Origin of the sequence: Saccharopolyspora soli (assembly GCF_022678645.1) — a bacterium.
GTDB lineage: Bacteria > Actinomycetota > Actinomycetes > Mycobacteriales > Pseudonocardiaceae > Saccharopolyspora > Saccharopolyspora soli.
Map to the genome: position 1 here is coordinate 190,890 of NZ_JALBWV010000003.1, position 25,652 is coordinate 216,541.

At 68.6% G+C, this 25,652-nt stretch carries 22 protein-coding genes and 1 pseudogene; 14 read left to right on the forward strand and 9 right to left on the reverse strand.

The annotated features are described in order from the left end of the window. Positions 1 to 51 precede the first annotated feature (51 nt). The gene (locus MOQ72_RS03740; RefSeq protein ID WP_242180544.1) at positions 52 to 717 is read right to left on the reverse strand and encodes a response regulator; all 666 of its coding nucleotides are present in this window, start codon (positions 715 to 717) and stop codon (positions 52 to 54) included. Between the two features lie 8 nt (positions 718 to 725). Beyond that, complete coding sequence (locus tag MOQ72_RS03745) at positions 726 to 2,033, reverse strand: GAF domain-containing sensor histidine kinase (RefSeq protein ID WP_242180545.1); 1,308 nt, start codon at positions 2,031 to 2,033, stop codon at positions 726 to 728. Positions 2,034 to 2,579: 546 nt separating this feature from the next. Here MOQ72_RS03745 and MOQ72_RS03750 point away from each other — a divergent pair. From MOQ72_RS03750 to MOQ72_RS03795, 10 genes are all read left to right on the forward strand, one after another. Then, positions 2,580 to 4,181, forward strand: coding sequence for an ABC transporter substrate-binding protein (locus MOQ72_RS03750; RefSeq protein WP_242180546.1), 1,602 nt, complete (start codon positions 2,580 to 2,582; stop codon positions 4,179 to 4,181). After that, positions 4,178 to 5,194, forward strand: a complete 1,017-nt coding sequence (locus tag MOQ72_RS03755; protein ID WP_242180547.1) for an ABC transporter permease — start codon at positions 4,178 to 4,180, stop codon at positions 5,192 to 5,194. Before MOQ72_RS03750 ends, MOQ72_RS03755 begins: the two co-directional genes overlap by 4 nt. After that, a complete protein-coding gene (locus MOQ72_RS03760; protein WP_242180548.1) occupies positions 5,181 to 6,047 on the forward strand; it encodes an ABC transporter permease in 867 nt (288 codons plus the stop codon). Before MOQ72_RS03755 ends, MOQ72_RS03760 begins: the two co-directional genes overlap by 14 nt. Then, positions 6,044 to 7,135 carry an ABC transporter ATP-binding protein gene (locus MOQ72_RS03765; RefSeq protein ID WP_242180549.1) on the forward strand — a complete coding sequence of 364 codons (1,092 nt, stop codon included), beginning with the start codon at positions 6,044 to 6,046 and terminating at the stop codon, positions 7,133 to 7,135. Before MOQ72_RS03760 ends, MOQ72_RS03765 begins: the two co-directional genes overlap by 4 nt. Further along, the gene (locus MOQ72_RS03770) at positions 7,132 to 8,193 is read left to right on the forward strand and encodes an ABC transporter ATP-binding protein (RefSeq protein WP_242180550.1); all 1,062 of its coding nucleotides are present in this window, start codon (positions 7,132 to 7,134) and stop codon (positions 8,191 to 8,193) included. The genes MOQ72_RS03765 and MOQ72_RS03770 overlap by 4 nt, the downstream gene beginning before the upstream one ends. 232 nt (positions 8,194 to 8,425) lie before the next feature. Continuing rightward, positions 8,426 to 8,980 carry a UGSC family (seleno)protein gene (locus tag MOQ72_RS03775; RefSeq protein ID WP_242180551.1) on the forward strand — a complete coding sequence of 185 codons (555 nt, stop codon included), beginning with the start codon at positions 8,426 to 8,428 and terminating at the stop codon, positions 8,978 to 8,980. Further along, positions 8,977 to 10,056, forward strand: a complete 1,080-nt coding sequence (locus tag MOQ72_RS03780) for a hypothetical protein (RefSeq protein WP_242180552.1) — start codon at positions 8,977 to 8,979, stop codon at positions 10,054 to 10,056. Before MOQ72_RS03775 ends, MOQ72_RS03780 begins: the two co-directional genes overlap by 4 nt. Further along, the gene (locus MOQ72_RS03785) at positions 10,053 to 10,298 is read left to right on the forward strand and encodes a hypothetical protein (RefSeq protein WP_242180553.1); all 246 of its coding nucleotides are present in this window, start codon (positions 10,053 to 10,055) and stop codon (positions 10,296 to 10,298) included. Before MOQ72_RS03780 ends, MOQ72_RS03785 begins: the two co-directional genes overlap by 4 nt. A gap of 148 nt (positions 10,299 to 10,446) precedes the next feature. Then, entirely contained in the window at positions 10,447 to 11,562 is a 1,116-nt protein-coding gene (locus tag MOQ72_RS03790; RefSeq protein ID WP_242180554.1) for a zinc-dependent alcohol dehydrogenase, read from the forward strand. Positions 11,563 to 11,576: 14 nt separating this feature from the next. Then, positions 11,577 to 12,509: an SDR family NAD(P)-dependent oxidoreductase gene (locus MOQ72_RS03795; protein ID WP_242180555.1), complete on the forward strand. Its 933-nt coding sequence runs from the start codon at positions 11,577 to 11,579 to the stop codon at positions 12,507 to 12,509. Between the two features lie 35 nt (positions 12,510 to 12,544). On the opposite strand, the gene MOQ72_RS03800 is transcribed toward MOQ72_RS03795, so the two are convergent. Continuing rightward, positions 12,545 to 13,921: an MFS transporter gene (locus tag MOQ72_RS03800; RefSeq protein ID WP_242180556.1), complete on the reverse strand. Its 1,377-nt coding sequence runs from the start codon at positions 13,919 to 13,921 to the stop codon at positions 12,545 to 12,547. 506 nt (positions 13,922 to 14,427) lie between these two features. Here MOQ72_RS03800 and MOQ72_RS03805 point away from each other — a divergent pair. Both MOQ72_RS03805 and MOQ72_RS03810 read left to right on the forward strand, forming a co-directional pair. Continuing rightward, on the forward strand, positions 14,428 to 15,801 hold the full coding sequence (locus MOQ72_RS03805) for a PucR family transcriptional regulator (protein ID WP_242180557.1): 1,374 nt from the start codon (positions 14,428 to 14,430) through the stop codon (positions 15,799 to 15,801). Next, entirely contained in the window at positions 15,798 to 17,648 is a 1,851-nt protein-coding gene (locus MOQ72_RS03810) for a bifunctional homocysteine S-methyltransferase/methylenetetrahydrofolate reductase (RefSeq protein WP_242180558.1), read from the forward strand. The genes MOQ72_RS03805 and MOQ72_RS03810 overlap by 4 nt, the downstream gene beginning before the upstream one ends. A gap of 6 nt (positions 17,649 to 17,654) precedes the next feature. Here the strand turns inward: MOQ72_RS03810 and MOQ72_RS03815 are convergent. Then, positions 17,655 to 18,446, reverse strand: a pseudogene (locus MOQ72_RS03815) (glycine/sarcosine N-methyltransferase); the annotation flags it as partial. Between the two features lie 269 nt (positions 18,447 to 18,715). Further along, positions 18,716 to 19,870, reverse strand: a complete 1,155-nt coding sequence (locus tag MOQ72_RS03820) for an acyl-CoA dehydrogenase (protein ID WP_242180559.1) — start codon at positions 19,868 to 19,870, stop codon at positions 18,716 to 18,718. A gap of 128 nt (positions 19,871 to 19,998) precedes the next feature. On the opposite strand from MOQ72_RS03820, the gene MOQ72_RS03825 reads away from it, so the two are divergent. Next, positions 19,999 to 20,742, forward strand: coding sequence for a TetR family transcriptional regulator (locus tag MOQ72_RS03825; protein ID WP_242180560.1), 744 nt, complete (start codon positions 19,999 to 20,001; stop codon positions 20,740 to 20,742). Positions 20,743 to 20,837: 95 nt separating this feature from the next. Here MOQ72_RS03825 and MOQ72_RS03830 read toward each other — a convergent pair whose 3' ends face one another. The 4 genes from MOQ72_RS03830 to MOQ72_RS03845 all read right to left on the reverse strand — a co-directional run bounded on the left by MOQ72_RS03830 (position 20,838) and on the right by MOQ72_RS03845 (position 24,485). Then, entirely contained in the window at positions 20,838 to 21,788 is a 951-nt protein-coding gene (locus MOQ72_RS03830) for a TIGR03621 family F420-dependent LLM class oxidoreductase (protein ID WP_242180561.1), read from the reverse strand. Between the two features lie 304 nt (positions 21,789 to 22,092). After that, complete coding sequence (locus MOQ72_RS03835; RefSeq protein WP_242180562.1) at positions 22,093 to 22,488, reverse strand: VOC family protein; 396 nt, start codon at positions 22,486 to 22,488, stop codon at positions 22,093 to 22,095. 89 nt (positions 22,489 to 22,577) lie between these two features. Beyond that, on the reverse strand, positions 22,578 to 22,739 hold the full coding sequence (locus tag MOQ72_RS03840; RefSeq protein WP_242180563.1) for a hypothetical protein: 162 nt from the start codon (positions 22,737 to 22,739) through the stop codon (positions 22,578 to 22,580). 198 nt (positions 22,740 to 22,937) lie between these two features. Beyond that, on the reverse strand, positions 22,938 to 24,485 hold the full coding sequence (locus tag MOQ72_RS03845) for an N-acyl-D-amino-acid deacylase family protein (protein ID WP_242180564.1): 1,548 nt from the start codon (positions 24,483 to 24,485) through the stop codon (positions 22,938 to 22,940). 99 nt (positions 24,486 to 24,584) lie between these two features. On the opposite strand from MOQ72_RS03845, the gene lplAB reads away from it, so the two are divergent. Beyond that, a complete protein-coding gene (lplAB, locus tag MOQ72_RS03850; RefSeq protein WP_242180565.1) occupies positions 24,585 to 25,634 on the forward strand; it encodes a lipoate-protein ligase LplAB in 1,050 nt (349 codons plus the stop codon). Positions 25,635 to 25,652 lie beyond the last annotated feature (18 nt).

A 25,652-nucleotide genomic window follows, 5' to 3' on the forward strand; every position in this document is an offset into this window, starting at 1 on the left:
CACCGGCGCGGATTTGGGGAATCGGTCGCATTCCGTCGTCCATGGGCGGGGCTAGCTGGGTGGCGCGATCAGTCCCTCCCGGATGGCCACCAGTGCCGCTTGGGTTCGCGAGGACAGCTGCAGTTTCGCGAGGACGTGGCTGACGTGGGTCCGGGCGGTGCGCTCGCTGATGTACAACTCGGCGGAGATCTGCCGGTTGGACATGCCCTGCGCGACGAGCGCGAGGATGCTGCGTTCCCGGAGGGTGAGGGCGGCCAGCCCGGTCGGTGGTGAGACGAGTCGGCGGGTCAACCGCCCGGCCACCGCCGGGTCGAGCAGCACCTCGCCCCGCGCCGCGGCTCGGATGGCGGTCGCGATCTCGTCCGGATCGGCGTCCTTGAGCAGGTACCCGGCGGCGCCCGCCCGCAGTGCCGCGTGCACCCGCTCGACTTCGCCGAAGCTGGTCAGCACGACTATCCGCACCTCGGGGTAGCGCTCGACGATCGCCCGGATCGCGGCGATGCCGTCCATCCGCGGCATCAGCACGTCCATCAGGATGACCTGGGGCGGTCGTTGTTCTTCGACCAGCCGCGCGAGTTCGTCCAGGGCCTGCTCGCCGTTGGCCGCCTCGGCGGCGAGTTCGATGTCGGGGGTGCTCTCCAGGTAGGCCGCCAGGCCGCGGCGCACCACGGCGTGGTCGTCGACGACGAGTACGCGGATGATCTCTGGCTCGGTCATCGGTCGACTCACCGTCCGCCGCCGTGCGCCGCGGGTAGCCGAACCCGGACCCGGCAGCCGCCGTCCGCGTTGTCCACCGCCATGTGGCCTCCCCACCGTTGTGCCCGTTCTTTCATCGACACCAGGCCGAGCGCGCCGCGCCGTTCCTGCGTCGGCTGCCAACCCTTGCCGTCGTCGGAGATCTCCACCAGGAGTTGGTCGCCCCCCAACCCGTCAACGGTGCTGATGCGGACCAGGGCACGACTCGCGCAGGCGTGCTTGACCACGTTGTGCAGCGCTTCCTGCACGATGCGGTAGAGGTCTTCCTGCAGCTCGGTCGGCAATTCGGGTACCAGCCACGGTTCGTCGGTGCTGACGTCGATGGCGAGCCCGGTGGCCGCCTGCACGGACTCGGCGTGCTCGCGCACCGCTGCGACGAGGCCGCGTCCGACGAGTTCGGTGGGGTGCAGTTGCAAGACCAGGCCGCGCAAGTCGGCGAGCGCGTGCTGGGCGAGACCGAGCAATTCGTCGGCCACCGACCGCACCCGCTCCGAGCTGCTGGTTCGACCGGGCTCGACCTGCGCGCGCAACGCCTTGGCCTGCATGCGCATCGAGAAGACGTGTTGCACCACCGAGTCGTGCAGCTCGCGGGCCAGCCGGGCTCGCTCGTCGAGTTGGGCGTCACGGCGACCGCGCACCAGCAGGTCGGCCGAGTCGACCGCGGTCGCGGCCTGGTCGGCCATCGCTTCGAGGAATTCCAGCGCGCTCGGCCCCGGCGTCTCGCCCGGTTCGTAGTAGGCGTTCAACACGCCCACGGCCCGGCCGCGCACCACCAGCGGCACGGCTACGAAGCTGTCCCACTCCGGCGCACCCATGATCGCGTGCAGCGGGGCCCACTTGGGGTCGTCCAGGATGGCTTGCTTGCGGTGCGGCACGACGATCCGCTGCCGGGTTCGGAACGCCTCGACGAACATCATGCGGGCGCCCAACTTGCGGCATTCCTCAAGCCGGTCGGTGAAGTCCTCGGCGTCGGTGAACCCGGCCTTGCCGACGATCTGCATCGTCGGGTGCTCGACGCGCAGTATCTGGGCAGCGGCGATGTGTTCGGCCTGCACGACTTCGCGGGCCACCACGTCCAGGGTGACGCGCAGCGATCCGGCGTCGGCCACGCTCGACGCGGCCCGCGCGATGGCCGCCAGCCGCCGCTGCACGTGGCGGGCGTCGCCGCCCGGATCGTGCGCCTTGGCCGCGTCGTCGCCGGTCGGCTGCCCGCACGTCGGACAGCCCTCCGGCACGCCCGGCTGGTGCAGCTCGCCCGCGGTGGCCTGTTCGGTCACGCCGACCCCTTTGTCAACGTTGTTGCAAATCAGGGCGGTTCGCCCTGTTGGAACGGCTACAGTCTCGCGAGCGGACGACAGGGCCACAAGGGATGGGAGCAGGTTTGCGCTGGTCTGCCGTAGATGCCCATGCGGACTGCGACAAATGACGTAGCAGGTCCGCGATGGGCAATTTCTCGCGAAATTGCAACACCTACCCCGGCGGAGGGAAGCAGCTGGCGCCGCCGTCCGGGTCGCTTGGGGTCACGCCTGGTCTTACCCGAATTGCAGCATCGAATCCGCGCGCTGATGGCCCCCGAATGTCGGTTGCGCTGCGCCGCGGCACGGCGAGGCGTGAACTTCTCTTTCGCCCGGCGAAATCCGCCTGCAGCGCGGTGCGCCTGAGTCGCGAGGCTGTAGCGGCGAGATAGTGAGCCCAGTCACTCCGCATGCGGGCAGTGCGCTGTTCGACCCGCTCGGGGGCTGAGCGCTCGCCCCCCACGACGGATCGGCACCGGAGCCGCCTTCGGTAGCCGCGCCGATCGCTACCGAAGCGGGAGTACGCACGTGAGAAGCAGGTTGCGAGCACTGTCCCTCCTCTTGGCGCCGCTGCTGTTCGCCTCCGCTTGCGGCGGTGGCGGCAGCTCGTCGGACGCGCGACCAGCGGGACCGCCCCAACGCGGTGGGGAGATGACCGTTCTCGAAGACGTCAGCTTCGCCGGTGGCTGGCCGACCGGGCTCGACCCGGCGACGAACACCACCGGCGGGGCCAACATCCCGCAGATGAGCGCCATCTACGGCGGACTCTTCCTGCTGCGCGCCCAGGACGACGGCACCGGTGCGGAAGTCGTGCCGAACCAGGCCGAGGGCTACGAGCTGCTCAACGGCGGCAACGACGTGCGGATCACGCTGCGCGACGGGATCCGGTTCAGCGACGGCACCCCGCTGGACGCCGAGGCAGTCGCGTTCAACCTGCGGCGGGCGGTTACCTCGCCCTGCACCTGCCGACCGACGTGGCCGCTGGCCCAAAACGGCGTAACCGTCGAAAATCCGCGCACCGTCGTGCTCCACTTCACCCGGCCGTACGCCGCGGCGATCAACTCCTTCCCCGCGTCCAACGCCAACTGGATGGCGTCGCCGACCGCGCTGCAGAACCTCGGTGCGGAGCAGTTCAGGATCAAGCCGGTGGGCGCCGGGCCGTTCGTCGTGGAGTCCAACAAGCTCAGCTCCGAGCTCGTGCTCACCCGCAACCCCGGATACTTCAAGCAGGGACTGCCCTACCTGGACCGGTTGACGTTCAAGTCCATCGGCGGTGACCAGCCCGCCTACCAGGCGCTGCTGTCCGGGCAGGCGCAGGCGTACGAGGGCCTGAACACGACGCCGCTGCTCGAACAAGCCCAGAACGACGATCGGCTGGTCGTCACGGTGCAGCCGCCGACCTCGCCGTACGTCGTGCAGCTCAACACGAAAACCGCGCCGTTCAACGACCAGCGGGCCCGGGAGGCGATCTACCGCGCGACGGACTTCAAGGCGATTTCGCAGGGCCTATTCCGCGGCGAGTACCCGGTCAGCCAGACGTTCACCGGCGTGGGCGGGTTGTTCCACCACGAGACCGTCGACGGGTATCCGGCCTACGACCCGGCGCGGGCCCGGCAGCTGGTCAACGAGCTCGGCGGGCTCAACGTCGAGCTGGGCACGCTCGGCAACTACGTGGCCGAGCAGGTCATGACCGCGCTGCAGACGCAGTGGCAGCAGGCCGGTATCAACGTCAAGGTCACCAAGTACGAACTGTCCACATTGGTCCAGCAGTTCCAGTCCGGCCGGTGGCAGTCGATGCTGCAGACCGCCGGGGCGTGGGATCCGGCCTCCGGGGTGGGCGTCACCTTCCGCTTCGGCTCGAACTCGCCGTTCAGCGGGGTCAATGATCCACAGCTCGACGGACTGCTCAACGCGGCCGCCGCCTCGATCGACCCCGCCCAACGCGATGACCTCTACCGCCAGGCGAGCAAGCACATCAGCGACAACGCCTACGCGCCCTTCGGCCTGGCGTTCGCGGCGGCCAACCTCGCGACCACCGACGTGCACGGCCCCGGCCTGACCACGAAGATCCCGCCGATCGTCGTCAACAGCGGGATCATCTGGGACGAAGTGTGGAGGGCCAAACAGTGACGGCAGCCATCGAGTCGCCTCCGCAGGACTCCCGCGCGGCGCGGCTGGCCACCTCGCCCAGCGTTCGGTTGATCGGCAAACGGCTGCTCATGGCGGTGCCGATCCTGCTCGGCGTGAGCATCCTGACCTTCTGGGTGCTCAACCTGATCCCTGGCAACGCGGCCCAGCAACTGCTTGGGGCCGAGGCCACTCCGGAGCAGGTCCGGGCCTTGGAGCTGCAACTCGGCCTGGACCAGCCAGCGGCGATGCGCTACCTGAGCTGGCTGGGTGGTGCGGTCACGGGGGACTTGGGCACCTCGGTGGTCAGCGGCCAGCCGGTGACCGGGCTGCTCTGGGAGCACCTGGCTGTCAGCGGTGAACTGGTCGCGCTGGCGTTCCTCATCTCGCTCGGGCTGGCGATACCGGTCGCGTTGCTGGCCGCCTACAAGCCGAACGGGCTTTTCGACCGCGTCAGCATGGTCGTCAGCATCACCGGGCTGTCGGTGGCCAACTACGTGCTGGCGCTGCTGCTGGTGCTGGTGTTCGCGGTGAACCTGGCGGTGTTCCCGGCCATCGGGTACGTGTCGCCGTCGGAAAGCCTGGGCGGGAACGTGCATTCGCTGATGCTGCCAGCCCTGGCGATCGCGTTCCCGCTGTTCTGCTTCTACACCCGGTTCCTGCGCGGTGACCTGGTCGACCAGCTCCGCGGCGAGGACTACATCGTGGTGGCGCGCGCCAAGGGCATCGGACCGTGGCGGGTGTTGTTGCTGCACGCCTTCCGGAACTCGGCGTTCGGGCTGATCACCGTGGTCGGCTTGAACCTGGGAACGCTGATCGGCGCCACCGTGATCATCGAGCAGATCTTCGCCCTGCCCGGATTGGGCCAGCTCATGCTGCAGGCGATCAACACCCGCGACTTCGTCGTCGTGCAGGCGTGCGTCGTGGTGTTCGCCGTCGTCACCGTGCTGGCCAACCTGCTCGCCGACCTGCTCTACACCGTGCTCGACCCGAGGATCCGCTATGGCAGTCGCTGAGGCCGCGCCGACGTTCGCCCGGGAGACGCCCGCCGCTGGCCGGGCGTGGCTCCGCTACCTGGAAATCCTGCTGCCGTCGGCAGCGCTGGCGATCATCGTGGCCGCTTGCTTCCTGGGGCCGCTGGTCCTGCCGGTCCCGCCACCGATCGGTGGCAACGTCCTGGAGTCCTACCTCCCCGCGTTCTCGCCCGGCCATCTGATCGGCACCGATCCCAACGGCAACGACATCTTCTCGCGGATCCTGCACGGCGGACGTTCGTCGCTGATCGTGGCGGTGGCGGTGAATCTGCTGGGCCTCGCGGTCGGGGGAACGCTGGGCGCGCTGTCGGGTTATGCGGGCGGGCTCACCGACACCGTGATCATGCGCGTGCTGGACGTGCTGATCGCGTTCCCGTCGCTGGTGCTCACGCTCGCGGTGGCGCAGAGCCTGGGGCCCAGCCAGACGAACACCATCCTGGCCCTGGCGTTCTTCAGCATTCCGGCGTTCGCCAGGATTTCCCGAGCTGCCACGCTGCGGCTGCGGGAGCAGCCGTTCATGGCGGCGGCCGAACTGTGCGGGACTTCGAGGTGGCGCGTGCTGCTGCGCCACCTCGCCCCGAACATCGTCCCGCAGCTGACCACCTTCGCGATGCTCGGGATGGGCATCGTCATGGTCATCGAAGGCGCCCTCAGCTTCCTGGGACTGGGCATCCCGCCACCGGCGCCGAGCTGGGGCAACATGATCGCGCAAGGCCAGCAGAGCCTGTCGGCGACGCCGATGCTCGTGGTGTGGCCCTGCCTGGTGCTGCTCGTCACCGTGCTCGCCTTCAACCTGCTCGGAGAAACCCTGCGCGCGCGATGGAGCGGCCAATGACGACCGACCGCACGACCTACGCCAGCGAGGACGTCTCCGCCACCGCGCGGTCCGCCGAACCCGACCGGCCAGCCGAGTCGGCCACCGCGCCGCTGCTGCAAGTGCGCGATCTCCGCGTTCGGTTCGCGCAGCGCGGCCGCAGCGTGCACGCGGTGAACGGGCTGTCCTACGAGCTCGCGCCGGGCCGCATGCTGGCCATCGTCGGCGAATCGGGATCCGGCAAGAGCGTCGGTGTCCGGGCGTTGATGGGGCTGTTGCCGCCGAGCGCCCAGGTGTGGGGTTCGGCGCTCTTCGACGGCACCGAGCTGGTCGGCATGCCGGAACGGGAGATGCGTCGCCACCGTGGCGCTGACATCGCGATGGTGTTCCAAGATCCGGCGCGGTCGCTGAACCCGACCATGCGGATCGGCAGCCAGATCACCGAGGCGATCCGCGCGCATGCCGACATCGACCGCGGTGCGGCCCAGGAGCGGGCGGTGGAACTCCTGCGGCTGGTCCGGTTGGCCGCCCCGGAGCAGCGCTTCTTCGAGTACCCGCACCAGCTTTCCGGCGGCATGCGGCAGCGCGTGATGATCGCGATCGCGCTGGCCGCGCAGCCGCGCCTGCTGATCGCCGACGAGGCCACCACCTCCCTCGACGTGACGACACAGGCGCAGATCATGGAGCTGCTGCTGGAACTGCAGCAGCAACTGGGCATGGCCGTCATCCTGATCAGCCACGACCTGGGGCTGGCCGCGAGCTACGCGCAGGACGTGATCGTCATGTACGCGGGCCGCGCGGTGGAGTACGCATCCGCGAGCACGCTGTTCGAGCACGTCCGCATGCCCTACACCCGAGCCCTGCTCGGGGCGATCCCGCTGCTGGAACGGGAAGCGCACACGCTGCTGCCGGTCATCCCCGGACAACCTCCCGACCTGAGTTCACCGCCGGTCGACTGCCCGTTCCGACCGCGCTGCGCCTCGGCAACCGAGCAGTGCGCTGAACCACCGCCCTTCGCCGAGCACGAACCGGGGCACTGGTGGGCGTGTTGGCACCCGACCCCCGACGAGGGCACCCACGACAACGCCGGAGATGGAGCGCAGCGATGACATCAGTCGACGAGCGCGTGGACGATCCGCCCGCGGAGACCGCGGATCCGTTGCTGCGGGTGCGAAACGTGGTGCAGCAGTTCACCTCTCGCGGCGCGGGCGGGCTCAAGGGCGGCGTGGTGCACGCCGTCTCGGACGTGTCGTTGGACATCCAACCCGGCGAAACCCTCGGCGTGGTGGGGGAAACCGGCTCCGGCAAATCCACGCTGGCCCGCTCCATCCTGCAGGCGCCGCCGCCGAAGTCCGGTGAGGTGCACTTCCAGGGCACCGACCTCATGCGCCTGCGGCGCCGCGATCTGGTCGAGGCCCGGCGGCAGATGCAGATGGTGTTCCAGGACCCGTTCGGTTCGCTCAACCCGCGCTGGCGGGTCGTCGACCTGGTGGAGGAACCGCTGCTCGGCTACGGCGTGCGCGGTGCGGACCACCGGCGGGAACGGGTGCGGGAACTGCTGGACCTCGTCGGCCTCAACCCCGACACCTACGGCAAGCGCCGCCCGCGCGAGCTCTCCGGTGGGCAGTGCCAGCGGGTGGCCATCGCCCGCGCTATCGCTTTGAACCCGGCGCTGGTGATCTGCGACGAGGCCGTGTCATCGCTGGACGTGCTGGTCCAAGCCCAGGTGCTCAACCTGTTCGAGCAGCTGCGCCGGGAGCTGGGACTGTCCTACCTGTTCATCTCGCACGACCTCGCACTGGTCAAGCAGGTCAGCGACCGGGTCGCGGTGATGCACCTCGGCCAGCTCGCCGAGGTCGGTCCGGCCGAGCGGCTGTATCGGCAGCCCCGGCACCCGTACACCTCGGCGCTGCTGGCGTCGATCCCGGGCCTGGCCCCCGGCGCGGGCCGCACGCGTGGTCCCGCACCGCTCAGCGGTGAACCGCCGTCGCCGCTGCACCCGCCGAGCGGCTGCCGGTTCCGCACCCGCTGCCCCCGCGCCCAGCAGCGCTGCACCGACGAGCAGCCAGCGCTGCGCGAGCACGCTCCCGGCCACTTCGCGGCCTGCCACTTCCCGCTGGAAACCGATGGCGACCGATCGGCTGCTCCGAACCAGCCCGCCGCATGACCGTGCTGTCCAAAGTGGACGTGCGGTTTGGTGGGAATACCGGCGGGGTGTTGTTTCCGCGACGCGAAAGGCCGGTAGCGACCGGGTTCGCGCCGCCCCTACTGTGCAAATCAGGCCGTCGGCTGCGGTCCTCCTCCGGAGCCGACGGCATCCAGGACGTTTCGACGTCGCCGTATCGGCCGTCGAGCCACCGCGTGTCCGTCGGCCGCGCCGTCCGACCTAGGGAGCCCCGATGTTCGAGGCGATGATCGATCCCACCTTCCGCCCGGCTGCCAACGCCGAAGCCGGTGCCCGCGCGGCGCGGCCCGACGGGCTGAGCGGCCTGACCGTCGGTTTGTTGGCCAACACCAAGAAGAACGCCGAGCAGTTCCTCGACGCGGTGGGTTCGCAGCTCGCCGCGCAGCACGGCACGGCGGGTGTGGTTCGCCGCAAGAAGCTGAGCATCGCTGACCCGGCGCCCGCCCCGATGCTGGCCGAACTCGTCGAGTCCTGCGACGTCATCGTCGTCGGAGTCGGTGACTGCGGCTCCTGCAGCGCCTCGGCCGTCGCCGACGGGCTCGCGATCGAGGCCGCTGGCCGCCCGGCAGTCGTCATCTGCAGCGACGCGTTCCGGCTGAGCGCGGACGCGATGGCCGAAGCGCAGGGCGAGTCCGGGTACGCGTACCTGACGACCCCGCATCCCGTCGCGCCGCTGACCGCCGACGAAGTAGGGGAGCGGGCCCAGGAGATCTTGCCCGAGATCGTCGGGATGCTCACCGCGCCGTCGAAGGCGACGGTCGTCGCGTGACCGGCGAGGTCGAGCGCGACGCCGAACGGCTCGACTACGCCCGCCTCGCCATCGAGCACGCCTACGCTCAGGGTTGGACCGACGGGCTACCGGTTGTGCCGGTCACCGCTGGAATGGTCGAGGAATTCCTCGCCGCCACCCCACGCGCGCGAGACGACGTGATCGCCGCCGTCTCGCACCTCGGCCGGGAGTGCACGGTGGAACAGGCCGCGGTGAACGCCGCGCTCGCCGGATGCCTGCCGGAGTACTTCCCGATCGTGCTCGCCGCGTGGGACGCGCTCATGCGGCAGCGCATCGTGACCGGCGGTGGTTGGCAGAGCACGAGCGGACCCGCGCCGTTGATCGTGGTCAACGGCCCGATCCGCGCCGAGGTGGGCATCAACTGCACCGGCGGGGTGCTCGGCCCCGGATTCCGGGCGAACGCGACCATCGCGCGCGCTGTCGGCCTGGTGGTGCGCAACGTGTTCGGCATCCGGCCGCAGGAGTTGGAGCAGTCCACCCAGGGGATTCCCGGTCGCTGGACGCTGTGCATCGGGGAGAACGAGGAGGAGAGCCCTTGGGAACCGCTGTCGGTGGAGCTCGGCCTGCCGCCGGGTGCCGACACGGTCTCCGCCATGCTGCTGCGCACCTGCGAGTTCGTCGACAACCGGCACACCCAGGACGCCGAGGAAGTGCTCTGGGACATCTGCGACACCGTTGCCCGCACCGGCGCGGCGATCGGTTCGCACTCCTCGGCCGGGCTGGTGCTGGGTGTCGAACACGCCCAGCTGCTGGCCGGAGCCGGGTTCGGCAAGGCCGATGTGCAGCGGTGGCTCGCCGAGCACGCCGTGCGCAGCCACGCCGAGCTGGCACGGGCCGGTAAGGGCCTGAAAGCGGGCGAGTTCCCCAACGTCGACGAGGACGGCCTGCACGCGGTGCCGACACCGGAGCAGATCCCGATCGTGGTGGCAGGGGCCCGCAACGCCGCGATGTCGATGGTGGTGCGGCCCTTCGGCTTCGCGGGCTGGTCGCGCACCGCCCATCCCGTCCAGCGGACCACCGCGCCGCAGGTATCCACGCAGGAGGTGTTGGGGTGACGATCGATCCGTCCACATTGGACAAGCTGCGCCAGACCCTGGCCGCGGACGACTACCAGCTCGCCGTCGCGGAGTCCGAAACCGAGGTGCGAGTGAGCATCACGGCCGGACCGGGGGCGTGCGCCGAGTGCCTCGTGCCCAAACCGCTGATGCGCGGCGTCCTGCACAGCGCGCTGGGCGTGCCCGAGGAGCGGATCACCCTGATCTACCCCGGCGAGTCGGAGCCAGGAGAGAACGCATGACACCCCCTGTGTCAACCCAAGTCCCCCCGAACCGCACCTCAGGGGACCGTGACGCAAGCCAGCCACCGGAAACCGCGAAACGCGAGATTCGTGCTGGACGCACCACCACTGTGAATCGCGGAGAGGCGGAACTGGAGGCGGAACAGTCATGACCGGGACCGCACGCGCCGTCGTCCAGACCGCGGCGCGCAACCTGGAAATGCGGGAGTTCCCGCTGCCTGGCATCGGCACCGAGGACGGGCTGCTGCGCGTGGAGGCTTGCGGGATCTGCGGCAGCGACGTCGAGACCTACCGGGGCGCGCTGGGGCGGGACCGCCCGCCGTTCGTCCCCGGTCACGAGATCCTCGGCCGGATCGAGGAAATCGGTGATGCGGCAGCGGCGCGCTGGGGCGTGCAACCGGGAGACCGGGTGGCCGTGGAGATCTTGCTGCCCTGCCGCGCCTGCCACCACTGCCTGACCGGCGGTTACATGTCCTGCCCGAACAAGCGCAGCGCCTACGGCGTCACCCCGGTCGACGTGGCGCCGCACCTGTGGGGCGGCTACGCGGATTTCCTCTACCTGCATCCCAACGCGATCCTGCACCCGGTCCGCGCCGACCTGCCCGCCGACCTCGCGGTGATGTTCAACCCACTGGGCGCCGGAGTGCGGTGGGCGCTGCACCTGGGTCAAGTGCGGCTCGGCGACACCGTGGTCGTGCTCGGCAGCGGACAGCGCGGTATCGCCGCGGTGATCGCGGCACGCGCTGCGGGCGCGAGCACGATCATCACCACCGGCCTGGCACAGGACACCGAAAAGCTCGCACTGGCAAGGGAGTTCGGTGCTGACCACACCCTCGTCGTGGACGGCCCCGATGCGGTCGACGTCGTCGCTGCGGTGCACGACCTGACTGGCGGTCGGCTGGCCGATGTCGTCCTCGAACTGACACCGATGGCGCACCAGCCCATCGCCGACGCGCTGCGCATCGCCCGCCACGGTGGGCGCGTCGTGCTCGCCGGACTCAAGGGCCGCGCCGCGGTACCGCTGGTCACCGACGAGATCATCAGCAAAGGACTGACGGTGGTCGGTGCCTACAGCGTGGACGCTCGCGGCTACGCGGAGGCGATCCGGATCATCGAGTCCGAGCAGTTCCCGCTGTGGAAGCTGCACAGCGCCACCTTCGCCCTCGAAGAGGCCGAGCAGGCCATCCGCACCCTGGCGGGCGAAACCGATATCGCGGGCGCCACGCACGTGACGATCTCTCCGACGGCTCCACGCCGGAACTGACAACGGGAGTACAGGTGGACATCTCGCTGGAAGGCAAGGTGGCGCTGGTCACCGGTGCTGGCCCGAACATCGGCAGCGGTATCGCGCTCGCCCTTGCGCGCTACGGCGCCAAAGTGGCCTGCAACGACATCGACGCGGACGCCGCGAAAACCGCGGTCGAGCGCGTCGAGCGCAACGGAGGCACCGCGATCGCAGTGCCCGGCGACGTCACCGACGAAGAGCAGGTGATCGGCTACGTGCGGGCCGTCGTCGAACGGTTCGGCCGGATCGACATCCTCGTCAACAACGCCGCGCTGCTCGGTGGCAAGGGCGTGCTCGACGAGAGCACTGAGTTCTTCCGCCGCGCCGTCGAGGTCGCTGCGCTGGGCAACTTCCTGAACACCAAGCACGTGGGCCGGTACATGGCCGAACACGGCATTCGCGGCTCGATCGTGGCGATCTCGTCGTCCAACGGCTGGTCCGGGTCGGCTGGCGTGATCGCCTATGCGTTCCACAAGGGCGGCGTCAACAACTTCGTCCGGGCCGCCGCGATGGACCTGGCGCCCTACGGCATCCGGGTCAACAGCTTCACGCCCACGGCGCCGACCCCGGACAACCCGGAGCTGATCGCCGAGCGCGGCGCTGGTGGTGTCCTCGACCGACCGCGCAGCCACGGCATCGGTGGTGAGTCCGGCACGGAGTCGTGGCGCCGCCCGGCGCGCTGGGCCGGGGAGCGTGCACCGATGGTGCCGATGGGCACCACGGGAACCCCGACGGACATCGGGCATTGCGTGGCATGGCTGTGCTCGGACTACGCCCGGCTGATCACCGGGACCGATCTGGTCGTCGACGGCGGTGCGAGAGCGAAGAACTTCGCCTTCGCCCCCGCTGCCCCGGCCGACCTAGCCGGGCCGCTGCCGCTGATCCCGCTGGACATCACCGGCGAACTCGACCAGGACATGTCGTAAGAACCCGTCCGTGCCGCGCGCCGATGCGGGTTCGCTCAGGTCGTTGCGGTGGTCGGCTGCGGGGTGCGGATGGCCAACAGCGCGAGCAGGCTCAACAGGCACGCCACCAGCAGGTAGGCCGCGATCGCGTTCGACGATTGGTACGCGGCGTACAGCGCCGTTGCGATGATCGGCGTCAGGGCGCCGCCGACCATTCCACCGAGTTGGTAGGCGATGGACACCGCGCTGTAGCGCGTCTCCACGTCGAAGATCTCGGTGAACAGGCCACCCTGCGCGCCGGACATCAACGCCTGCACGACCGCCGCGACCAGGAAGCCCAGCAGCGCCGCCCACCCGTTGCCCGTGTTGACCAACCAGAACAACGGGAACGCCCACAGCACGCCCAGCACCGCTCCGGCGATGTAGATCGGCTTCGCGCCCCAGCGGTCCGCCCACAACGCCGCGACGTAGATCATCACGATCCACAGCACCGCGGACAGCAGGATCAGCGCCAGCAGTGTGGGGCGGCTGAAACCAACGACCTGGGTGCCGTAGTTGAGCATGTAGACGATCACCGCGTAGCCCACCGCCGGGGCCGCGATGGACGCGACGCTGGCCAGCAGCAGGGTGAGGGGTCGGCGGCGGAACAACGCGGCGACGGGCAGCTTGCTGACCGCCTGCTTCTCCTTGAGCCGCTGGAACTCGGGGCTGTCGTTGAGCTTGCGGCGCACGACCAGACCGACGATCAGCAGCGCGATGCTGAGCAGGAAGGGGATTCGCCAGCCCCAGGCGCGGAAGTCGTCCTCCGGCAACCCGGCGACCGCCAGGAACGCGAGGTTGGAGGTGATGACGCCGATCGGCACGCCGAACTGCGCGAAACTGCCGAACAGCGCCCGCTGGCGGGGACCCGCGTGTTCGGTGGCGACCAGGACGGCGCCGCCCCACTCGCCACCAACCGCGAAGCCCTGCACCAGCCGGAGGAGCACCAGCGCGACCGGTGCGGCCACCCCGATCGCGGCGTAGGTGGGCAGCACACCGATGAGGAACGTCGACAACCCGGTGAGCAGCAGGGTGAGCACGAGCATCGACTTGCGGCCGATGCGGTCACCGAAGTGCCCGATCACGGCGCCGCCCAACGGCCGCGCGATGAATCCGACGGCGAAGGTGGCAAACGCCGCGAGGGTGCCCGCGACGGGGGAGAACTGCGGGAAGAACAGCATCCCGAACACCAACGCGGAGGCCGTGTTGAAGATGTAGTAGTCGTACCACTCGATCGAAGTGCCGATCGTGCTGGCGAGCAGGAGGGTGCGTCGACTCGGTGAACTGGTCGCCGTCCCTCCGGATCTTGCGGAAGCGTCTGCGGTCAGGGTTCTCGCCCTCCTGCTGGTCTTTGCGGCGTGCGCACTACTTCTCGAAAGGTGTGCGAGAACCACGGAGCTGTGCGACGGTCTCTTGCAACAGCCGTACCTCGCGCACTAGTTCTTGGATGCGTTGGCGTTCTTCGCCGGGGCCGCATTCCTGGCGGATTGTAGCGCCATTGGTTGTCGGCCGGGACAAAGGAAATCCGCAGTGGGGACACTCCGCTTCCGCATGCATGTCAACGCCCCCTTGTTCACCCCGTTGTTGCGGCAGACGGTACGCGGCGCGTTTCGACGCTGACAATGAGCGCGAAACCAAAGCGGAAACCCGAAATCTGTGGCAGGACACATGCCCGGCCGTACCCGGCGGGGCAGCAGCGCTGGTCGGCCGCGGATGGCATTGGCCCGCGCATCGCGAGGAGAAGATTCCGTTCGCCTGGCGGAACTGGACTTGACATCCAGTCCTTCGCTGGTCCGAGCAATGGGCATTCCATTCCGCGAAATCACGGTTCTCAGTTGTTTGATGGGCGATTGTGATGCGGCACAACGTTTTCCAGGGGTGCCGCTGTTAGCCTGAGCAGGTGGCAGAGCTGCGCCCGAGTTTCCACCGCGGCAGCGGCCCGGCAGTGATTGGTGCGGCGGACAGCAGCGGAATCGACCGGGAGAACCTCGCGCTGCGGAAACTCGTCGCGCTCTACCGCCACCTGTCCGGCCTCGCCGTCCAGGATGCCGGGATCGAGGCGGTCGCCGAGCTGATCGCCGAGCGCATGGACACCACGGTCGCGGTGGTCGACGAGACGATGGACGTGATCGCGGCGGCGTCTTCGACGCACCGCCTCGCGGACGCAGCCGAGTACGTGCAGGGTCGGGTGGCCCATCCGCGCTTGGCCCAGGTGCTCGGCATCACCGGCCGCACCCGGCGCGCGGTCCACCTGCCCGAGGTCGGGGAGACCGCACCGGTGATCGTCGCGCCGATCCTGGTCGGCAACGACGTGCCCGCCTACCTGATCACGCTGGACGACGGCGGCCCGGAGACAGGTGAAGATCTCCGCCTCCTGCTCACCGAGCACGCCGCCACGATCTGCGGAGTCATCCTGGGCCGCGAGCGGGTGGTCGCCGCCGCCGCGACCCGAGTGCGCCACGACCTGGTCGAAGGTCTGCTGTCGGGCAAGGGCAGCGACAGCGAGGAGCTGCAGCGGTGGGCACGGCACCTCGGGTACGACGACAAACGTGATCATCGGGTGATGGCGCTGGTCCTCGACGGCCCGGACAGCTCGGCCGAGCAAGCCGAGCTCGACCGGCGCGTTTCGACCGCTGCCGAGCGGTTCTTCACCACCCATGCACCCGACGCCATCACCGCGGTGCGGGACAGCGAAGTCGCGGTGGTCATGGCGGAGCCGCAGGGGACAGGGCTGCCGGAGCGGTCCCGCGCCGCGCGGTCGGCCGAAGCGTGCCTCCAGCGGCTGGGCGAACTGTTCCCCGGATCCACCGTGACGGTGGGCATCGGCGGTCTGTGCCGGGCTCCGCTGGAGATCAGCAGATCCTACGACGAGGCACGGCGGACCATCGACGCCACGCGGCGGATGGGACGCGGTGGCACCGCAGTGGTCTTCGACGACCTCGGCATCCACCGGTTGCTCCTCCAGGTCGCCGATCCCGGACAGCTCCGCCGGTTCGCCACCGAGGTGTTCGGCAGCCTCACCCAGCAGTCGCGCGGCAACCTCGCTGCGTATCTGTCCACATTGGGCTGCTACTTCCGGGAGAACAACAGCCCGCAGCGCGCCTCCAAGCGCCTGCACGTGCACCCGAACACGGTCACCTATCGGGTGCGTCGGGTCGAAGAACTGACCGGGTTGGACTTCGGCAACTACCGCGATCGACTCATGGCGCAGGTCGCGCTGGAGATCATGGACGCCGTCCCCGGTGTCCCGCACGACACCGGGGAGGGCCTGTGACCGGGCGGATCGTGGCAGCCCTGAACGAACGGCTGCTGGTGTGCGAGGGCGCGATGGGCACGATGCTGCACGCCGCCGGAAACTCGCTCGACCGCGCGCTTCCGGAGCTCAACCTGTCCAACGGGGAACTGGTCAGCACGGTGCACGACAGCTACATCGACGCGGGCGTGGACCTGGTGCTGACCAACACCTTCGGCGCGAACCGGCTGCGCCTGGGGGAGCACGGGTTCACCGGCAGCGTGCCGGACATCAACCTGGCGGGTGTCCGACTGGCGCGGCAGGCGGTGCGGGCCGCCGGGCGGCCGTTGTTCGTCGGCGGATCTGTCTCACCCGCGGTGAGCGCCAGCCAGCGCCAGCAGGTTCGCGCCGAAGAGCGCATCGACGCGGTGCGCGAGCAGGTGAGCGCGCTCATCGAGGGAGGCGTGGACCTGCTCGTCCTGGAAACGTTCGGGCACCTGGCGGAACTGGTCGAGGCCATCACCGTCGCGGCCGAGCTCAGCGACCTGCCGCTGCTGGCGCAGGCCACCTTCACCGCCGAAGGCCATACGCCAGGCGGTGAAACACCCGCCGAAGTCGCTCGGACGTTGAACGAACTGCCCGTGACCGCCCTGGGCGCCAACTGCACGGTGGGGCCGCAGCGGATGCTCGCGGTGGTGGAAGAGCTGCGCAGGCACACCGCGCTCCCGATCAGCGCCCAGCCGAACGCGGGATTGCCGCGGCGGATTGGACGGCGGTTCGAATACCGCTTGGTGGATGACTACTTCGCCCGATACGCGCGGCGCTGCGCTGAAGCAGGCGCGTCGATCATCGGTGGCTGCTGCGGTACGACACCGACGCACATTCGAGCGGCGGTGGACGCGGTGGCCGACCTCGATGCGCGGCAGCAGCCGCACCCCGCCCCGCAACCGGTAGCTGGTCCGACGTCGAAGGAGGTGCCGCAACTGGAGCAGGGCGGTCTGGCGCAGCGGCTGAACGAGAACCGGTTCGTGGTCGCCGCGCACATCGCACCGCCCGGCGGTGGCAGTGCGGACGAGGCGACCGAACTCGTCTCCGCGTTGCGGCGCAACGGGATTGAGCTGGTCTTCGTCGCCCCCGTCCAGAGCGCACAAGCACAGGTGAGCTCGGTCAGCTTGGCCCTGCACCTGCAGCAGCAGTTGGGCGCCGAGACCATCGCGACCGTGACCACCTGGGACAAGACGATCATGACCTTGCAGGCGGATCTGCTGGGTGCGCACGCGTTCGGGATGCGCACGGTCGTCTGCGAGACCGGGAACCCGCCACTTCGCGGCGACTACCCAAACGCGGACGGCATCTGGGAGGTCGAGTCCGTCGGGCTGATCGAGCTGCTGGCCGGGCTGAACGAAGGGCGGGACTGCAACGGCCTGCCACTGGCCATCAAGACGTCCTTCGCCATCGGCGCGCGGTTCAACCCCGGAGCGGAGGACGTCGCAGCCGAGATAGCGCGCACCCGAGCGAAGATCCGAGCCGGTGCGCAATTCCTGGTCACCAGAGCGGTGTACGAACTCAGCACCCTGCGGCGGATGCTCGCGGAGCTCGCCGACGAGGGAGTGCCGGTGCTCGTCTTCGTGTCGCCGCTGACCAGCTTCGCCGAAGGCGAATACCTCGCCCACGAGGTTCCCGATGTCACCATTCCGCAGTCCACGCTGTCGGCGCTCGAACGAGCCGGGACTGATGGCCGAGCAACCGGGCTGAGGCTGGCGACCGAGCTCCTGGCGCAGGCCCGCTCGCTGGTGCAAGGAGCGGTCATCGTGGTCCGCGACACCGACCGCGAGTCGGTCGAACGGCTGCTCGCCGCATCGGGTCTGGCGCCTTCGGCGGAAGACTGATCACGCCGACTTCTCGGCCACGTGGATGAAGAAGTCCGGATCCGCGTCGGTGTAGTTCTCCTGGAAATCGCCGTAGGTGTCGATGCGCTGGAAGCCCGCTTCCCGCAGCAACCGCCGCAGGTAGTTCTTCCGCAGCGGGTACATGTTCAAGTAGTACTCGGCCCCGTCCGGGAACGTGTACTTGAACCTGGCCAGTCCGTCGTCGACGTGATCCGGTTCCGCGGTGACGTCCGCACCGGCGTAGTAGTAGGTGTGCTTGGTGGCGAAACCGTGGTCCAGGATCGCGTCGTAGTTGCGCTGATCGATGATCAGCACGCCGTTGTGCTTGAGCATCGCGTAGAACTCGGCGAGGGCCTTGCGGCGGTCGCGCTCGGAGAACAGGTGCGTGAAGGAGTTGCCCAGCACGATGATGGCGTCGTAGGTGCCCTGCACGTCACGACTCAGCCAGCGCCAGTCGGCGTGCACCGTGCGCAGGACGTGGCCGCCGTGGTTGAGACCGTTGCGGAAGGCGCGGGCCAGCATCTGCGGACTACCGTCCGAGCTGACCGTCTCGAAGCCGTGTTCAAGCAAGCGGACCGAGTGGAAACCGGTGCCGGTGGCGGCATCCAGCACGGACCGCACGCCGCGCCTGCGGAGCTGGTCGACGAAGAAGTCCCCTTCGCTGGCGCGGCGCTTGTCCCAGTCGATCAGCTCGTCCCACTTCGCGACGAAACCCGTGACGTACTCCTGCGCGTAGTGATCGGTATCGCGCACCTCAAGCGGTTTGTCGCCGAACACCTGCTGCACGCTGCTGCTCATGGTTCGCTCCTAGCGCTCGCGCTACGCGATCCGCGGGCACGGGCTGCTGCCTCCGCCGCGCGGTCGTGCGGAGTCCGAGCGACGCGGGACCGCCGAACATGCGATGACATGGTCGACTTTCGCGTCCGCTCGCCTGCCTGACCAGATCGCGCGGAACAGAGTCAGCGGCCCCCACCTGGGGGCTTGGCACAAGGCAGCAGTGTCGGCACAACGGGTAGCCGAACTTTTTGTGATCGGACCACAATCCCGATCACGTCTGCGGCGATCGGCTACTTGAGCAACTGGCGGGCCATCACCATTCGCTGGATCTGGTTGGTGCCCTCGTAGATCTGGGTGATCTTGGCGTCGCGCATCATCCGCTCGACCGGGAAGTCGCGGGTGTAACCGGCGCCGCCGAACAGTTGTACCGCGTCGGTCGTGACCTCCATGGCGACATCGGAGGCGAAGCACTTCGCCGCGGCGGAGATGAACCCGAGGTTCGGCTCGCCGCGTTCGGCGCGGGCCGCGGCGATGTAGACCATTTGCCGCGCGGCCTCGATCTTCATCGCCATGTCAGCGAGCATGAACTGCACGCCCTGGAAGTCCGCGATGGCCTTGCCGAACTGCTTGCGCTCCTTAACGTAGGCCAGCGCGGCTTCCAGCGCGCCCTGCGCGATGCCGACCGCCTGGGCGCCGATGGTGGGCCGGGTGTGGTCCAGGGTGCGCAGCGCCGTCTTGAACCCGGTGCCGGGCTCGCCGATGATCCGATCGGCGGGGATGGTGCAGTCCTCGAAGTACAGCTCCACCGTCGGCGAACCCTTGATGCCGAGCTTCTTCTCCTTCGGACCCACCACGAATCCGGGATCGTCGGCGTGCACCGCGAACGCGCTGATGCCATTGGCGCCCTTGTCCGGATCGGTCACCGCCATCACGGTGTACCAGCTCGACACGCCGCCATTGGTGATCCAGCACTTGCTGCCGCGCAGCACCCAGTGGTCCCCGTCGAGGCGCGCGCGGGTCTTCATCGACGCAGCGTCCGAACCCGCCTCCCGCTCGGACAGCGCGTAGGAGGCGGTCGCCTCGCCGGTCGCGATGGACGGCAGCACGAGCTTCTTGAGGTCTTCGGAGCCAGCGAGCAGGATCGGCATGGTGCCGAGCTTGTTCACAGCCGGGATCAGCGATGATGCGGCGCAGACCCGAGCGACTTCCTCGATCACGATGCAGGTGGCGACCGAGTCAGCACCCTGCCCGTCGTATTCCTCCGGCACGTGCACGGCGATGAACCCGGCCTTCGCCAGCGCGTTGCGCGCTTCGCTCGGGTAGCGCTCCTGTTCATCGAACTCGGCCGCGTGCGGTGCGATCTCCTTGTCGGCCAGCGCGCGCACCGCGTCCCGCAGCGCTTCGTGCTCCTCGGCCAGCTGGTAGGTGCCGAAGTTCGGATCCACCGCTGCCTCCTAGATCCCGGCACCGGGCCGGGGTTGTTCCTCGCCGTCCGCTCCAGCGGACACCTGATTGCGCCGACATCGTAACGGCACTGAGTGCCACTAGCAATCTGCTGCGCTATAGTCCGGCCATGTCCGAGCCAGCGACTCCGGCGGCCAAAACCCGTACCGGCCGAACTCCGCACGGCCGCCGCCGAGTGCGCAGCGCCCTGGCACTGGCCGCGATGGAACTGTTCGCCACGAAGGGCTTCGAGGCGACCACAGTGGAGGAGATCACCGACGCCGCCGGGGTGGGACGCCGCACGTTCTTCCGGTACTTCCGGTCCAAGGAGGACGTCGTGTTCCCCGGACACGACGAGCGGCTCGCCGAGGTGGTGGAGCGGCTCGCGGCGGCCGACCCGGCGGCTGATCCGTTGGCGGTGCTCGGGCAGACCGCCGAAGTGGTGCTGGACATGTACCTGGCCGAACCCGAGGTCTCGCTCAAGCGATTCGAGTTGACGCGCGAGGTTTCTGCCTTGCGCGACAAGGAGATCGCCAGCATCGACCGCTACCAGCGGGTGTTCGCGCGCTTCCTGCGCGATCGCTACGCCGGGGAACCGGGCGGTGACCTGCGGGCGGCAGTCGCGGCTGCGGCAGTTGTCGCCGCGCACAACCACGTGCTGCGGCAATGGCTGCGCAGCGGGGGAGAGCTCGACGCGAAGCCGATGCTGCGCGACGCGGTGCGGCAGGTGACTGCCGCGCTGTCGGCGCAGCGGACCGACGAGCCCCCGGCCGTCGAGGTGGGGGACAACGTTGTCGTGGGCGTGGTGCGCACCACGGCGAGCACCGGTGTCGTGCTCAAACAGCTCGAAGACGCGCTCCGCGACCTTCAGTAATGGCTCCTGCGGCACTCGGTGCCGCAGAGCGCTGGCAGCTATAGAATATCGATAGATTCTATCTCTTCAGTGTTGAGTGAAATAACCTTGACGACTCAGCTGGCGATCTCGCGGACGCGGCTGATCACCGGGGCGAAGGTGTCCATGTACGGGCCGTGCACGGTGTAGTAGGTGAAGCCGTAGCGGTTGTAGTTGCGCAGCACCTGCTCGGCCATCTGCTCGATGCTGCCGATGAACACGAACGGCGTTTCCAGGAGTTCGTCGACGGTCATCATCGGGCCGTACTTCGCGAGCATCTTCTCGGCCTCGGCGCGTCGATCGTCGGTTTCCAGCACGGTCTGCGTCAGCACGTGCCACTGGACCTGATCCGCGCGTTTCCCGACATGTTCGCGGGCGTAGCGGACCCGGTCGTCGGCTTCGGCGGCGGTACCGATGCGCAGCGTGCCCGGCGGCTGGCCCTTGAGCTGGAACGCCCCGGCGATGCCGATGATGTCGGCGGTCTCGGCGGCGATCTTCAGGATCCGGTCGCCGGTCCCGCCGACGAGCAGCGGTGGCCCGTAGCCGCCGAAGCCGTCCCGCTGCACCGGGCGCAGGACGGGAACGCCGAGGTTCTCGCGCATGGCGGCCTGTTGGTCGTAGCCGTCCGCGGCGAACAGGCGGCCGAGTTCGTCGATGGTCTCCCTGAGCCGCTCGGCGCGTGCCCCGAACGGCTGCCACGCGATGCCCGCCTCGTCGAACTCCCACTTCATGTGCCCGGAGCCGAGTCCGACCTCAAGGCGGCCGCCGGTGAGGAGGTCGGTGGTGGCGATCTCGCGGGCCAGCAGGGCTGGATTCCAGAACGACGCGTTGAGCACGAGGGTGCCGACCTTGAGGCGCTCGGTTGCCTGCGCTGCGGCGACGAGAGCGGGGAAGGGCGAGGCTGTCCCGAGATGGTCGGCGGCGAAAACGGTGTCGTAGCCGTGCTGCTCCGCACGGCGACAGGTCTCGACGAAGGTGCTGTGCGATTCGATGCCGAAGATGTTGTAGGAGAAGCGGAAGTCGGTCATGCGGAGCACGCTGCCGCAGGCGGCCGGTGATCACCACCGGATACGCCACAGGCGAACTCTCAAATCATTAACATCTATGGATTCAGTGTAGACCGAATTAAATCACTACAACCCGGCAAAGCTCGCATCTCTAACAAAATGCCATCGCTCCAGAGGAAAACCGTTCGGCAGTGGGCGGCTGGCCATGCCCGCGACCTCCGGTCCACGCCTGAGCGCGCCACCGACCAGCGAACGGCCTGCAGCCCCAACGTCCGTCGTCCTCCGGGGCGGTTCGACGTTGGGGCCGGAAGTCCACAGGGGACTGTCAGTCGAGTCGTGGTGCGAACAGGTCGATTTCGTTGCCGTCGGGGTCGTGGACGGTGGCGTAGCGCTGTCCCCAGAACGCGTCCCACGGTGCTTTGCCGCCTTCGTAGCCCGCCTCGGTCAGCTGCTGGTACATCGCGTCGACCTCGACGGGGCTGTCGAGCAGGAAGGCCAGGGCGATCTGCGGGCCACCGGTGGCCGGTTGCCAATCCGGGCTGAACGAGCGAACCGTGTCGACGGTGTCCCAGGCCAGCCGGAGGCCGCCGGGCAGCGTGGCCTCGACGTGCGGTTGCTGGTCCGCGTCGGCGGGCAGGTCGAGGCCGAGCCGCCGGTAGAACGCCAGGGAGCGGGCCATGTCCGCGACGACGAGTCCGACTAGATCCAGTTGGGCTTTCATGTGCTTTCTCCGGTTGGTCGATTTCGTTCGGTGCCCGCAGGCTAGGTCTCGGGGTGGGTGCCGGGCTTGAACGAATCGGCCACCGGGGCTCAGTCGTAGCCGCGGATCAGGTGGCTTTCGTCGAACTCGTCGGGATCCGGGGTGGGGGCGGGGTCCGGCCGGTCCTGGGTGGGCAGGTGGATTTCGATCGCGTCCGCGTCGAGGGAGCTGGTGCGTTGGCGGGGGGCTGCGAAGTGATCGGAGAGCGTCATGGCTGGGCTCCTCTGGAAGCGGAAGTCATTGCCTGATGTTGCTTCTCGGCTCTGGAGATCGCACGTGCGAGGTGATCAGAATCGCCCGGTTGGGCTGATATCTGGTTAAGTATTAACTTCTATAACTTCAGTGGTAATCAAAATTAATACCCTAGACACAAACCTTCCAGGGAACGAGCAAAAGCCGCAGAGAGGTCGTCAGATCTTCGGTGCCAGGCGGGTTCCGTTGCGGGAACCGAGGTATTCGCCGTCTGCGACCACAGTTCGGCCGCGCTGGCAGACCCAGGGGATGCCCTTCGGCGGCCGCATCGGGTCTTGGTAATCGCCGACGTCGATCACCGTGTCGGCGTCGAAGGCGACCAGGTCGGCGACGTGGCCGGGGGTGATCGTGCCGCGGTCGGGGATGCGGAAGGACTTGGCGGGCAGCGAGGTCATCCGGCGGATCGCGTCGGGCAGCGCGAGGACGTCGCGTTCGCGGCTGTAGCGGCCGAGCACGCGGGGGAAGGTGCCGGTGAGTCGCGGGTGGGGCTTGCCGCCCATACCGGGTGGCAAGCCGTCCGAGCCGATCATGGTGTGCGGATCGGCGATGGCCAGTTCGAGGTCGTCCTCGTGCATCGAGAAGTTGATCATCGAGACCCGGAGGCGTTCGCTGATCAAGATGTTGATCAGGGCGTCGACCGGTTCGGTGTCCTCGGCCGCGGCGATCTCGGCGATGGTGCGGCCTTCGAACCGGTGGCTGGCGGTGGTGGCGATGAGGATGCGGTCCCATTGGGTCCGGTCGCCGATCGAGGCGGCGAGCTCGTCGCGACCGCTGCCCAGGCGGGCGAGGGTTTCCTCAGCGGTACCGGCGAGGTAGCTGGTGGGCAGGACGGCGGTGAGCATCGTCGAGGATGCGGTGTACGGGTAGACGTCCTGGACCACGTCGTGGCCAGCGTCGCGGGCCTGGTGGATCTTGGCCAGCGCCGGGCGCATCTTGCCCCAGTTGTCCGGGTGGGTGGCCTTGAGGTGGGACAGGTGGGTGCGTCCGGCGGTGGCGCCGATGTGCAGTGCCTCGTCGATGGATTCCAGCAGGTTGTCGCCTTCGTTGCGCATGTGCGTGGCGTAGAGGCCGGTGCCGCCGAGGGCTTCGGCGACCGTGCTGAGTTCGTCGGTGGTGGCGAAGACCGCTGGTGGGTAGATCAGGCCGCTGGAGAGACCGAACGCGCCGGCGGTCATGCCTTCCTCCAGCGCGGTGCGCATGGTGCGCAGGGCGGTGTCGTCGGGTGCGGCGTCGGTCATGCCGAGTGCGGCGATGCGGAGCGTTCCGTGGCCGACGAGCGGGCAGTAGTTGGTGACGTAGCCAGTTGCGTCGGTGGCGGCGAACAGGTCGTGGAAGCCTGTCCAGCTGAATTCCAGTGGTGGGAACAGGCGTTGCAGGAATGTCGAGAGGGTTTCGGCGTGGTCGGTGCTGCGGGGTGCGAGGCTGAATCCGCAGTTGCCGACGACTTCGGTGGTGACGCCCTGCAGGATCTTGGTGGTGTCGTCGGTGGTGAGCAGCGGTGCGTTGTCGGCGTGGGAGTGGACGTCGATGAAGCCGGGGGCGAGGACGAGTCCGGTGAGGTCGCGGCGGGGCAGGTCCGAGGGGAGGGTGCCGCGGTTTTCGACGGCGGTGATGTGGCCGTCCTGGACGAGGACTTCGGCGGGCCGCAGGGGTGCTCCGGTGCCGTCGGCGAGGAGTGCGCCGGTGAGCAGTTCGGTGTCGGTCACTCCTGGCCCGCCTTTCGGGTGCTGCGGTCGATGTGCGCTGGAATAAGGGATGTTGTGTGCTGTTGTGGCAAGCGTAGGCGTCGATTGCAGGGGTGCGCGGTGCACGGTGAGTACAAGGTTCCGGGCGGAAAGCTGGTCGTCGTCGATCTGGACGTTGTGGACGGTCGGCTTTCGGATGTGCGGTTGAGCGGGGATTTCTTCTTGGAGCCGGATGAGGCGTTGGAGGACATCAACCGCGCGTTGGTGGGGGCGCCGGTGGATGCCGATGGCGCGGAGCTGGCCGGGCGGATCCAGAGTGGACTGCCGGTTGGTGCGCGGTTGGTCGGTTTCAGCGCGGAGGCGGTTGCGGTCGCGGTGCGGCGGGCGTTGACGCATGCCTCGGATTGGGTCGATCACGAGTGGCGGTTGATCCATGATGGGCCGCAGACGCCGTTGATGCACATGGCGTTGGACCAGGTGCTGGCCGAGGAGGTCGGTGCGGGGCGGCGGGCGCCCACGTTGCGGTTCTGGGAGTGGGCGGCGCCTGCGGTGGTGATCGGTAGTTTCCAGTCGGTGCGCAACGAGGTGGATGTGGTGGGTGCGCAGCGGCACGGGGTCGAGGTGGTGCGGCGGATCACCGGTGGTGGGGCGATGTTCGTGGAGCCGGGGAACACGGTGACGTATTCGCTGTACGCGCCGGGTTCGTTGGTGGCGGGGATGACGTTCCCGGAGTCGTATGCGTTCTTGGACGACTGGGTGCTGGGTGTGTTGCGGGAGTTGGGGTTGAACGTGTGGTACCAGCCGTTGAACGACATCGTTTCGGATGCCGGGAAGATCGGTGGTGCGGCGCAGAAGCGGATGGTTTCGGGTGCGGTGCTGCACCACGTGACGATGTCCTACAGCATCGATGCGGCCAAGATGGGTGAGGTGCTGCGGGTCGGCAGGGAGAAGTTGTCGGACAAGGGGATCGCAAGCGCGAACAAGCGGGTGGATCCGTTGCGGCGGCAGACGGGGTTGGCGCGCGAGGTGGTCATCGAGCGGTTGATCGAGGGTTTCCGGCGGCGGTTCGGGTTGTCCGATGGGCCGGTGACCGAGGGCGAGCGGGCGCGGGCGCGGGGCTTGGTCGAGTCGAAGTTCGCGACGCAGGAGTGGCTGCTGCGAGTCCCGTGACCGGTCGCGGCAGTGTTG

Excerpts from the sequence above, each read along its gene's own strand:
- MOQ72_RS03740 (WP_242180544.1), bottom strand. The coding sequence starts at position 717 with ATGACCGAGCCAGAGATCATCCGCGTACTCGTCGTCGACGACCACGCC.
- MOQ72_RS03760 (WP_242180548.1), top strand. The coding sequence starts at position 5,181 with ATGGCAGTCGCTGAGGCCGCGCCGACGTTCGCCCGGGAGACGCCCGCC.
- MOQ72_RS03765 (WP_242180549.1), top strand. The coding sequence starts at position 6,044 with ATGACGACCGACCGCACGACCTACGCCAGCGAGGACGTCTCCGCCACC.
- MOQ72_RS03770 (WP_242180550.1), top strand. The coding sequence starts at position 7,132 with ATGACATCAGTCGACGAGCGCGTGGACGATCCGCCCGCGGAGACCGCG.
- MOQ72_RS03775 (WP_242180551.1), top strand. The coding sequence starts at position 8,426 with ATGTTCGAGGCGATGATCGATCCCACCTTCCGCCCGGCTGCCAACGCC.
- MOQ72_RS03790 (WP_242180554.1), top strand. The coding sequence starts at position 10,447 with ATGACCGGGACCGCACGCGCCGTCGTCCAGACCGCGGCGCGCAACCTG.
- MOQ72_RS03825 (WP_242180560.1), top strand. The coding sequence starts at position 19,999 with ATGTCCGAGCCAGCGACTCCGGCGGCCAAAACCCGTACCGGCCGAACT.
- MOQ72_RS03830 (WP_242180561.1), bottom strand. The coding sequence starts at position 21,788 with ATGACCGACTTCCGCTTCTCCTACAACATCTTCGGCATCGAATCGCAC.
- MOQ72_RS03835 (WP_242180562.1), bottom strand. The coding sequence starts at position 22,488 with ATGAAAGCCCAACTGGATCTAGTCGGACTCGTCGTCGCGGACATGGCC.
- MOQ72_RS03840 (WP_242180563.1), bottom strand. The coding sequence starts at position 22,739 with ATGACGCTCTCCGATCACTTCGCAGCCCCCCGCCAACGCACCAGCTCC.